An 11,484-nucleotide genomic window follows, 5' to 3' on the forward strand; every position below is an offset into this window, starting at 1 on the left:
TCGCTACTTTTTTATCAGCTCGTTTCTTTTATTTAAAGAAGCTTTGCGAATAACGTGAAAAATGCTCTTCTCCATCTGTGCATAATCCATGTCTGCGGCGGGTTTTCTTGCAATTAATATGTAGTCATAGTGATCAGTCATGCGGTCTTTATTCAATCTAATAATTTCTTTGATCATCCGGCGAAGCCGGTTCCTGACAACTGCATTGCCAACTTTTTTGCTAACCGATATGCCTAGGCGGAATTGTTCCAATTTCGGCTGCGCCAAATAATACAGAACAAATTGATGGTTCGCCATCGATTTTCCATACCGGTATACTTTATTGAAATCTTCCCTCTTGGCCAATCTATATGTTTTTTCCACAAGTATGTACGCTCCAGACAGGTTACATCCAAGTATATATTACGAATGGTTCATCTTAACATCATTAACAGAAAGAGCAGGATTCAAACTTCCCCTTCTATAAGCACAAAAAAAAGCCCCTTTCGGAGCCTCTCTTTATGCGCTAAGAACTTTTCTTCCTTTAAGACGACGAGCGCTCAGCACTTTACGGCCGTTCTTCGTGCTCATTCTTTTACGGAAACCATGATTTTTCTTACGCTTTCTCGTATTCGGGTTAAACGTCGGACCCATCTATAGCACCTCCCTGCATGAGGATATCCATCCTACTAAATTTCTTTACCCATTAAATCATTTTCGCGACCGAAAGTCAACCTATGCAAGCACGCAGAGGGACTAAGCATTTTTGGAAATTCAATCGTAAAAGAATAACCTGTGTATAATTTTACCGCAGCCAAAAGAGAACCTTGTCGAAAATTAACAAAATATCAACAATATCTTGTGGTGTGAATAAAACATATGCACAACTTATGGAGATTGTGGATAATATCAAACATTCCGTTGATTAACAAGTAATCTTTTGATAAGATGATAATGTTTCTGTTGTGGATATACCCCAACTATCCTCCGATTTATCAACAGCCTGTGGATAACATTGTGAACAATTTTCCCTCTTTAAGAATAAGTCATTTCAACCGATCCTTAATAATGTGGATAAATCGACAAAAGCCGTGTTATTTTGACCAAATCAGACTTCCAGTGCTTTTCCGTGCTAAGCGGAAAGAAAGAAGTTCTGATTGGCGTCTAAACCAACCGCTTACCGCGGTCGCTCACCTTCGATTTACTGCGATAAGGGTTTATACACAGAGCTTTCTTTGCTGGCCTTTCGCCACATGTTCGAATTTTAAAGGAGTGAAATATTGTGGATGGCCATTCTACTGACTTATGGCAGCAAGTTTTAACGATCATACAAACCAAACTCAGCAAACCCAGCTTCGATACATGGCTAAAATCAACCAAAGCGACGGTATTTACCGATTCTACGGTTGTTATTTGTGCGCCCAACAATTTTGCTAGGGAATGGCTCGAGAGCCGTTATACCAAACTCATCGAAGGAACGATCTACGACTTTACAGGCAAACATGTCGAAGTAAAGTTCACGATCGAAACGGACGAACAGAAGTCTCAATCGGCTGCCGCCGCGCAACCCGTCATTCCGCCCAAAGGCCCGGCGATCGTCGCTGGCGAAGAGAATTTTACGAATATGATGAACGCCAGATACACATTCGACACGTTCGTCATCGGCTCCGGCAACCGGTTTGCCCATGCCGCGTCACTTGCTGTAGCGGAAGCACCGGCTAAAGCTTATAATCCCCTATTTCTCTACGGAGGAGTCGGATTAGGCAAAACGCACTTAATGCATGCGATTGGCCATTATGTGTTGGAACATAACCCTGAAGCGCGTGTTTTATATATTTCATCCGAGAAATTCACGAATGAATTCATTAATGCGGTCCGTGATAACCGTGGTGAAGGATTTCGTAATAAATATAGAACGATTGATGTACTGCTCATCGACGATATTCAGTTCCTCGCTGGTAAAGAAGGTACGCAGGAGGAATTTTTCCATACATTTAACGCGCTGCATGAAGAAGGCAAACAAATTATTATTTCCAGTGATCGCCCTCCCAAAGAAATTCCAACATTGGAGGATCGTTTGCGCTCCAGATTTGAATGGGGGTTAATTACCGATATCCAACCGCCGGATCTGGAGACGAGAATCGCCATTTTACGCAAAAAAGCAAAAGCGGAGAATCTCGAAATCCCGAATGAAGCTATGATTTACATAGCAAATCAGATCGACACGAACATCCGTGAATTAGAGGGCGCACTTATACGAGTCGTCGCTTATTCATCGCTTATCAATCAAGATATTAGCGTCCATCTGACGGCCGAAGCGCTGAAGGATATTATTCCTTCCAGCAGGCCCAAAGTGATCACGATTCAGGATATTCAGCAGCGCGTAGGCGAGTTCTATGGATTGAAACTGGAAGATTTCAAAGCACGCAAGCGAACGAAAGCTGTAGCTTTCCCAAGACAAGTCGCGATGTACCTGTCTCGTGAGCTCACCGACTTTTCGCTGCCGAAGATAGGCGAGAATTTCGGCGGACGGGATCATACGACAGTCATTCATGCCCATGAGAAAATAACCGAGTCGTTAAAAAACGATCAGGAACTATATAAGATTATTCATAATCTAACCGAACGCATCAAAAACCCATCTTGATAACTCTTCAATAACGATAAGCCTATGCACAATCTATTCACATGTGGATAGGCTTGATTTTTGAAGGATTCATCCACATATCCACATATCCAGCGCCCCTACTGCTATTACTAATAAAAAATGTTATTATAAAATGAATATGCTTACGCATCGAAAAAAAGAACCACAGGAGTGAAATCATGAAATTAACCATTCTTAAGGACCATTTGATCGAATCCATTGGTCACGTTTCCAAAGCAATATCCAGTCGTACAACCATTCCTATTCTCACGGGGATCAAAATAGATGCAACATTAAGCGGTGTAACGCTCACAGCCAGCGATACCGATATTTCCATTCAAAGCTTTACGCCAACGGAAAATGGAAACATTAAAATTATCGATCTGATTCAAGCTGGCAGTGTTGTTCTTCCTGCTAAGTTTTTTGTGGAGATCATACGAAAATTACCTTCTCAAAACATTGAAATTGAAGTCGGTCAACATTTCCAAACGACGATACGTTCCGGATCTTCCGAAATTCAAATCATGGGCCTTGATCCTGATGAGTATCCGCTTCTTCCGGAAATTGAAGAAAGCAAAATGATTCGCCTTCCCAGTGATCTGCTCAAAACGATGATTAAACAGACATCCTATGCGGTTTCCACGAATGAATCAACACCGATTTTGACAGGCGTTCTGTGGAACATTTCCGGTAACAAACTGAAATTTATCGGCTGTGACCGCCATCGCCTAGCCAGCAGAGAAGTAACAATCGATAATGATTCGACACAAAACCTGCAAAATATCGTCATCTCCGGCCGCACGCTGAATGAATTAAGCAAAATTTTGCCGGATCAAAATTCCCTTATAGATATCGTTATTTCGGACAACCAGGTTTTATTCAAAATTCATTCGATTCTTTTTTATTCTCGTATCTTGGACGGCACTTATCCGGATACTTCGAAGCTTATTCCGCAGTCCTATCAAACGGAAATGGTCGTTCCAACCAAAGAACTTGCCGAAGCGATCGACCGCGCCTACCTCCTCTCCAGAGAAGATAAAACGAACATTGTCAAAATGGTTATGCATGAGGATCAAACTATCGAGATTTCCTCCAGCTCCTCAGAGTTAGGAAAAGTAACGGAACAAATTGACCTGCAAAGCATTAAAGGCGAATTGCTGCGAATTTCTTTTAACTCAAAATATATGCTCGACGCCCTGAAAGTATTGGATTCAGACTTTATCCACATCGGATTTACGGGTGCCATGCAGCCGATCATCATGAAACCGGAAGATACGTCGAACATCATTCAGTTGATTCTGCCATACCGTACGACCAGCTAAGCATTTGCTTCCAACGCCAGTTTTCTGGTGAAAAACTTATAGGAGTTAACGCCGATGAAACAAATCGCGATAAACACCGAATACATTACGCTGGGGCAGTTTTTAAAGCTGGCGGACTGTATATCTACAGGTGGACAAGCTAAATTTTTTGTGAAAGAAGAAAAAATAGAAGTAAACGGGCAAGCTGAAAACCGCCGAGGACGAAAACTGGTACCGCGCGATGTGGTGAGCGTAGAGGGTTTCGGACAATTTGAAGTGGTTAGCTCCTGATAGGATCAAGCCCCCAGGAGGATGGCCCATGTTTTTAACGAAGCTAGCGCTTAGTCACTACAGGAACTACGAGCAGATTGAGTTGACCACAGACAGCAATGTCAACATATTTGTCGGGCCTAATGCACAAGGCAAAACGAACTTGCTAGAATCGATCTATGTTATGGCTATGACTAGATCGCATCGAACGCATCAGGATAAGGAATTGATCGGCTGGAACGGTGAGCAGACGCAGCTGCATGCAGAAATTAATAAACGTTATGGGAACTGCAAGTTGGATCTCGCCATCTCTACCAAAGGGAAAAAAGCCAAGATCAATGGACTTGAGCAAAAGAAACTAAGCAATTTTATCGGCGCGCTCAACGTGGTCATGTTTGCGCCGGAGGATCTCGAAATCGTCAAAGGAACCCCTGGCGTCAGAAGACGGTTTCTCGATATGGAGATCGGTCAGGTTCAGCCCTCCTATCTCTATGATTTGTCCCAATATCAAAAAATATTGCTGCAGCGGAACAATTATTTAAAACAATCATTCCCCGGAAAAGGTTCACCTGACGCTATGCTGGACATATGGAATGAACAATTAGCCCAGTATGGTGTTAAAATTATGAAAAAACGTCAAAGCTTTATTAAGAAACTCCAACAATGGGCGGAATCGATCCATAGAGGGATCACAAATGATAGTGAGGAGCTCCGGATTCGCTATGCTCCCTCTTTTGACATGGGGCAGTTTGAAGATGAATCTGTTTTATTAGAGCAATTTATGATAAAGTTAACACAGGTCAAAGAGCAGGAATTCCGAAGAGGCGTCACTTTGGTAGGCCCTCATCGCGACGATCTACTTTTTTACATCAACGAAAAAGAAGTGCAAACGTTTGGTTCACAAGGACAACAGCGGACAACGGCGCTATCGCTGAAGCTCGCCGAGATCGAACTGATTCACGAAGAAGTTGGAGAGTACCCTCTCCTGCTGCTGGACGATGTGCTCTCCGAACTCGATGAATACAGACAGACGCAATTGATTCGTACATTCCAACAAAAAGTGCAAACGTTTATTACGACGACAGGTCTGGAGAGCGTCCATTTGGACCAGCTGGATCATGCTTCCGTGTTCCATGTTTTGAAAGGAAATGTAAGCGGCAGGAGCTGAAGAACATGTTTATCCATTTGGGCGGCGAAAAAATTATAAGAGCTTCCGAACTGATTGCTATTTTTGACATCTCGGTAGAGAAGTCTTCCAAAATATCGAAACAGTTTATTCAGCAAGCTGCAAAAGACAAAAAGATAGAGCATATCGGAGAAGAAGAATGCAAATCGCTAGTCGTTACGCAAAACAAGGTTTATTACTCACCTATTTCCTCTACAACGCTTAAGAAAAGAGCGCACCAATTGTTAACGAACTAACCGGTTTTGACTATAAAAAAGCAGGTGAAGCATAACATGTCTGTGAATCAAAATGCCTATGATGAGAATCAGATTCAGGTACTGGAAGGATTAGAGGCTGTTCGTAAACGGCCGGGTATGTATATAGGTTCGACCAGTTCCCGCGGCCTTCATCATCTCGTGTGGGAAGTTGTCGATAATAGTATTGACGAGGCTTTGGCTGGATTTTGTACGAAGATCGACGTCATTGTTCACAAAAACAACAGCATCACCGTCATTGATAACGGGCGGGGAATTCCAGTCGGGATGAACGCCAAACTGCAACGGCCTACGCTTGAAGTCGTTCTTACAGTTCTTCATGCCGGCGGTAAGTTCGGTGGCGATGAATCCGGATATAAAGTATCCGGCGGTCTTCATGGCGTAGGTATCTCCGTTGTGAATGCACTTTCCGAATTGGTAACCGTACAGGTTAAGCGTGAGGGTAAAATTTATCAGCAGGAATACCGCCGCGGTACACCCCAATACGATGTAAAAGTCGTCGGTGAGACGGAAGATACCGGTACCACGGTTACATTCCAGCCGGACCCGGAAATCTTCAAAGAGACGACCGAATACGATTACGATATTCTCCAATCGAGGATCCGTGAGCTTGCTTTCTTGAATAAAGGAATTGAAATCAACCTTGTTGACGAACGTACGGATACTTCCAATACATTCATGTATGAAGGCGGTATTATTTCTTTTGTCGAGTATTTGAACCGCAATCGCGAAGCTGTCAACCAGACGCCAATCTATGTCGAAGGTTCGAAGGATAATATATCGATCGAGATCGCGCTGCAGTACAACGATAGCTATACAGAAAATATCTACTCGTTTGCGAATAACATTAACACGCATGAAGGCGGAACTCACGAATCCGGCTTTAAGAGTGCATTAACTCGGATTTTGAATGAATACGCGCGTAAATCCAACTCGATCAAAGAGAGCGATTCCAACCTTTCCGGTGATGATGTGCGTGAAGGATTAGCTGCAATCATCTCTGTGAAAATTCCGGAACCGCAATTTGAAGGGCAAACGAAAACGAAGCTCGGCAACAGCGAGGTACGTGGTATCGTTGAATCATTATTTGCAGAAAAACTCCAGGAATTCATGGATGAGAATCCTGCAATTGCCAAAAAAATCATTGAAAAAGGGGTTCAAGCCGCCAGAGCCCGGGAAGCTGCACGCAAAGCGAGAGAGCTTACTCGCCGTAAGAGTGCTTTGGAAGTCAGCTCTTTGCCTGGTAAACTGGCAGACTGTTCGTCCAAGGATGCTGCCATCAGTGAGATTTACATCGTAGAGGGTGATTCTGCCGGCGGATCGGCTAAGCAAGGACGGGATCGCCATTTCCAGGCTATTCTCCCGCTGCGCGGTAAAATTTTGAACGTAGAGAAAGCGAGATTGGATCGCATTTTGTCCAATACGGAGATTCGCGCCATGATTACGGCCTTTGGCACCGGGATTAGCGATGATTTTGACATTGCCAAGGCTCGTTATCACAAAATTATCATCATGACCGATGCCGACGTCGACGGTGCACATATTCGTACGCTGCTCCTTACCTTCTTTTACAGATATATGAAAAAACTAATCGAAGTCGGCTATGTCTATATTGCCCAACCGCCACTATTCAAGCTGGAACGCAATAAAACCGTTCGCTATGCTTATAACGAAAAACAAAGAGAAGCGATCATGCAGGAATTCGGTGATAGCGTGAAAGTGAATGTACAACGATACAAAGGTTTGGGCGAAATGAATCCGGAGCAGCTATGGGAAACAACGATGGATCCGGAAAGCCGTACGCTCTTGCAAGTAACGATTGAAGACGCGATTGAAGCGGACTCCATTTTTGATGCATTGATGGGCGATAACGTGGAACCGCGAAGAGATTTTATCGAAGAACATGCGAAATACGTGAAAAACTTGGATTTCTAAATTCGACGTTTTAGGCGTTGCCTACGATGCAAGCTTTCAGGAGGAACAACCATGAGCGAAGAATTACATTCGCAAGTCAAAGAGATTGATATCGGTACGGAAATGCGCACCTCCTTCTTGGATTATGCGATGAGTATCATCGTCAGTCGTGCACTGCCCGATGTAAGAGACGGCCTGAAGCCGGTTCATCGACGTATCTTGTTTGCGATGTCCGAGCTGGGCATGTCACCAGATAAACCATACAAGAAGTCGGCCAGAATCGTCGGCGAAGTCATCGGTAAATACCATCCGCACGGTGACAGCGCCGTTTATGAAACGATGGTTCGTATGGCGCAGGATTTCTCTTTGCGTTATATGCTCGTTGATGGACATGGTAACTTTGGGTCCATCGATGGTGATATGGCCGCGGCCATGCGTTATACGGAAGCGCGTTTGTCCAAAATTGCGATGGAGCTCCTTCGCGATATCAATAAAGAGACGATTGATTATGCGCCTAACTATGATGGTGAAGAGCAAGAGCCAGTCGTCCTTCCTTCCCGTTTTCCGAATTTGCTGGTGAACGGAAGCTCAGGTATTGCGGTAGGGATGGCAACCAATATCCCTCCACATAATCTGCGCGAGGTCATCGATGGCATCCAGATGCTGATTGAGAATCCGGATGTTACGCCCCTTGAGCTAATGCAAGCTATCAAAGGGCCTGACTTCCCGACAGCCGGTTATATTCTCGGCCGCGAAGGGATCAGACAAGCCTATTCAACAGGCAGAGGCTCAGTGACGATGCGTGCCAGAACCATGATTGAGGAGAATAACAATAAAGCTAGAATTATTGTCAATGAACTCCCCTATCAGGTTAATAAAGCTAGATTAATTGAGAAAATTGCCGAGCTCGTTCGCGAGAAGAAAATCGAGGGTATTACCGATCTTCGTGACGAATCCGACCGTAACGGCATGCGTATTGTTATCGAACTCCGTCGTGACGTGAATCCGAACGTTGTTCTGAACAACTTGTTCAAACAAACGGCGATGCAGTCTAATTTCGGTATTATTATGCTGGCATTGGTGAACGGTGAGCCAAGAGTTCTTAATTTGCGTGAGATGCTGCACTACTATCTCAAGCATCAGCAAGAAGTGATCCGCCGCAGAACCGAGTATGATCTACGCAAAGCGGAAGCAAGAGCTCACATCTTGGAAGGTTTGCGTATCGCACTTGACCATCTGGATCAAGTCATCGCATTGATTCGTGCTTCTCAAACAACGGATGAGGCTAGAGAAGGTCTCATGAGTACCTTCAATCTCAGTCTTGATCAAGCTCAAGCGATTCTCGATATGCGCTTGCAGCGATTGACTGGTTTAGAGCGTGAGAAGATCGAGGCCGAGTACGCGGAGCTGATGAAGAAAATCGCCGAGTATAAAGCCATTTTAGCTGATGAGCAGTTAATTCTTGCGATCATTAGCGAAGAATTAAAAGAAATCAAAGATAAATTCGGAGATGACAGACGTTCCGAGATTACGATTGGTGAGGAAAGCATCGAAGATGAAGACCTTATTCCTCGTGAAGATGTCGTTATCACGATTACGCATACTGGCTATATCAAGCGCCTGCCAGTCACTACGTACCGCAGCCAAAAGCGCGGAGGACGCGGTGTTGTGGGCATGGATACGAAGGATAATGACTTTGTCGAACATTTGTTCGTAACGAATACGCATCATTACCTGATGTTCTTTACGAACAAAGGAAAAGTGTATCGTCTGAAGGCTTACGAGATTCCTGATCTTAGCCGAACAGCTCGAGGAACGCCGATCATTAACTTGATTCAAATAGAGCAAGGCGAAACGATCAACGCGGTTATTCCTGTCGAAAGCTTTGAAACCGAACAATACCTCTTTTTCGCTACAAAGCAAGGGATTGTGAAGAAAACACCAATCGATGATTACTCTAACATTCGTAAAGGCGGCTTAATTGCCATTAACCTGCGCGATGACGATGATCTAATCGGTGTCAAGCTGACAGACGGTAACCAAGGTATCATTATGGGAACCAAGCTCGGTATGTCCATTCACTTCCCGGAGCAGGATGTACGCTCGATGGGTAGATCCGCAACCGGGGTTAAAGGTATTCATTTGGATGAAGAGGATACCGTGATCGATATGGACGTTGTTCATGAAGATAACAGCGTTCTGATCGTAACATCCAAAGGTTTCGGTAAACGGACGCCAGTTTCTGAATACCGGATTCAATCCCGCGGCGGTAAAGGAATAAAAACCTTGAATGTGACCGAAAAGAATGGTCCAATCGTCGGACTTAAAGTCGTTCAAGAAGATGAAGATCTGATGATCATCACGGCATCGGGTACTGTTATTCGTACGAGTATGGGCGGAATCTCCATGATGGGTCGAAATACGCAAGGCGTTAAATTGATCAATATTCGTGAAGATGACGAAGTCGGTACGCTCGCACGTGTTCAGAAGAGTGAAGAGCAAAACGATAATGACGAAGACGGCGAATGGGAAGAAAACGAAAGCACAGAATGATAAAATGTTGGGATGGGGCTTACAAACCCATCCCTTTTACTTTACAATATGAAGTATACGAAACAAGTAAGGTGAGTGAATATTTGTGCCGACAGTAGCCGTTACTCAATTAAAATATGGGGAAAAGCTTGGCGACAATGTGCTAACGAAGCTTGGCAATACACTTTTCAACAAAGGAAAGGTGTTAACAGAGAGAGATATTGATATCTTGAAAGCTTTTCTGATTCCATCTGTCTTTATCGAATCTAAAGCTGGTGAAGAGCCTGAAGCAAAATTGGAGGAGACGAAGCTTGCAGAAAGCTCCGCACGACTTCCTTTTTATGAAGAGTATCAGAACATATTGACCCTGCTAAAACGTATTTTCCGTCTTGCTAACGGGGGACAGCCACTCCCAATCTTAGATATTCGTACCAGATTGGAAGCACTCATTCAACATATTGATACCTATCAAGTACTCACTTTTTTACCCAAAAATACAAATCTTCAAGATTACATTTATCATAAAAGCATTATGGTAAGTTTGACATCCTATTCTTTAGCCAGATGGCACGGACTCCCTCAAAAAGACTTAATGCAGATCGCATTAGCCGGTCTTCTGCACGATATTGGTACAGCTAAAATAGACTATGCCATTTTGGAAAAAAAGAAACCGCTAACGGTCTCAGAAATGGATGAGGTCAAGCAGCATACGTTAATGGGCTATCAAATTTTAAAAAACATTCCAGCCATTAATGAAGGAGTGAAACTAAGCGCCCTTCAGCATCATGAACGTGAAGATGGCTCTGGATATCCACTCGGTGTGAAAGGCGATAAGATTCATTTGTATGCAAAAATTGTTGCCATAGCCGACATCTATCATGCCATGACGAATGACCGATTCTATAAGACGGCAGTATCCCCTTATCTAGTGTTGGAACAGTTGTTCACCGAATCGTTTGGAAAAGTGGATCCTACTCTTGTGCAAGTATTCATTAACAAGTCAACACAGATCAGCAATGGAACTCTTGTAAAGCTAAGTGACAATCGAGTCGGGGAGATTGTTTTCTCGGATCGGGCACACCCTACCCGTCCTTGGGTCAATGTGAACGGAACTATTATTAATCTAGCTATAGAAAGAAGTTTATTTATTCAGGATGTACTCGGGTGATTTAAATATACGTAAGACGAGAAACTCCTTCTTTTAAGGGGTTTCTATTTATTTTTGAAAACTATCGAAAAAATCTTGCAATCCGTTTTAAGTTTTGGTATATTACTCTTTGTCACTTCGGAGCCGAACGAAAGAACAAAAGAAATTAAAAAAAGTTCTTGCAATCGAGTAGGCAAATGTGATATATTAATTAAGTCGCCTTTGAGGGGTGGCGAGGTTAAAAAACGAAAGAA

General features: G+C 43.6%; 10 protein-coding genes. 8 read left to right on the forward strand and 2 right to left on the reverse strand.

The genetic code is table 11. From position 1 onward, the window contains the following. Positions 1-3: 3 nt before the first annotated feature. Entirely contained in the window at positions 4-363 is a 360-nt protein-coding gene (gene rnpA / locus ICC18_RS19150) for a ribonuclease P protein component (RefSeq protein WP_188176027.1), read from the reverse strand. A gap of 135 nt (positions 364-498) precedes the next feature. Further along, on the reverse strand, positions 499-633 hold the full coding sequence (gene rpmH / locus ICC18_RS19155) for a 50S ribosomal protein L34 (RefSeq protein WP_163947939.1): 135 nt from the start codon (positions 631-633) through the stop codon (positions 499-501). Between the two features lie 628 nt (positions 634-1,261). Between rpmH and dnaA the strand changes: the two genes are divergently transcribed. The 8 genes from dnaA (at position 1,262) to ICC18_RS19195 (ending at position 11,251) form a co-directional block, all read left to right on the forward strand. Then, positions 1,262-2,626 carry a chromosomal replication initiator protein DnaA gene (gene dnaA / locus ICC18_RS19160; protein ID WP_188176028.1) on the forward strand — a complete coding sequence of 455 codons (1,365 nt, stop codon included), beginning with the start codon at positions 1,262-1,264 and terminating at the stop codon, positions 2,624-2,626. Positions 2,627-2,805: 179 nt separating this feature from the next. Next, a complete protein-coding gene (gene dnaN, locus ICC18_RS19165) occupies positions 2,806-3,948 on the forward strand; it encodes a DNA polymerase III subunit beta (RefSeq protein ID WP_188176029.1) in 1,143 nt (380 codons plus the stop codon). A gap of 54 nt (positions 3,949-4,002) precedes the next feature. Next, on the forward strand, positions 4,003-4,218 hold the full coding sequence (yaaA, locus tag ICC18_RS19170; protein ID WP_188176030.1) for a S4 domain-containing protein YaaA: 216 nt from the start codon (positions 4,003-4,005) through the stop codon (positions 4,216-4,218). Between the two features lie 28 nt (positions 4,219-4,246). Further along, positions 4,247-5,365: a DNA replication/repair protein RecF gene (gene recF, locus ICC18_RS19175; RefSeq protein WP_188176031.1), complete on the forward strand. Its 1,119-nt coding sequence runs from the start codon at positions 4,247-4,249 to the stop codon at positions 5,363-5,365. 5 nt (positions 5,366-5,370) lie between these two features. Next, a complete protein-coding gene (gene remB / locus ICC18_RS19180; RefSeq protein ID WP_188176032.1) occupies positions 5,371-5,619 on the forward strand; it encodes an extracellular matrix regulator RemB in 249 nt (82 codons plus the stop codon). A gap of 36 nt (positions 5,620-5,655) precedes the next feature. After that, complete coding sequence (gene gyrB, locus ICC18_RS19185; protein WP_188176033.1) at positions 5,656-7,572, forward strand: DNA topoisomerase (ATP-hydrolyzing) subunit B; 1,917 nt, start codon at positions 5,656-5,658, stop codon at positions 7,570-7,572. Between the two features lie 51 nt (positions 7,573-7,623). Further along, positions 7,624-10,104 carry a DNA gyrase subunit A gene (gyrA, locus tag ICC18_RS19190; RefSeq protein ID WP_188176034.1) on the forward strand — a complete coding sequence of 827 codons (2,481 nt, stop codon included), beginning with the start codon at positions 7,624-7,626 and terminating at the stop codon, positions 10,102-10,104. Positions 10,105-10,189: 85 nt separating this feature from the next. Then, on the forward strand, positions 10,190-11,251 hold the full coding sequence (locus ICC18_RS19195; protein WP_188176035.1) for an HD-GYP domain-containing protein: 1,062 nt from the start codon (positions 10,190-10,192) through the stop codon (positions 11,249-11,251). The last annotated feature ends 233 nt before the right edge of the window (positions 11,252-11,484 follow it).

The organism is Paenibacillus sedimenti (assembly GCF_014534655.1).
Taxonomy (GTDB): domain Bacteria; phylum Bacillota; class Bacilli; order Paenibacillales; family NBRC-103111; genus Paenibacillus_E; species Paenibacillus_E sedimenti.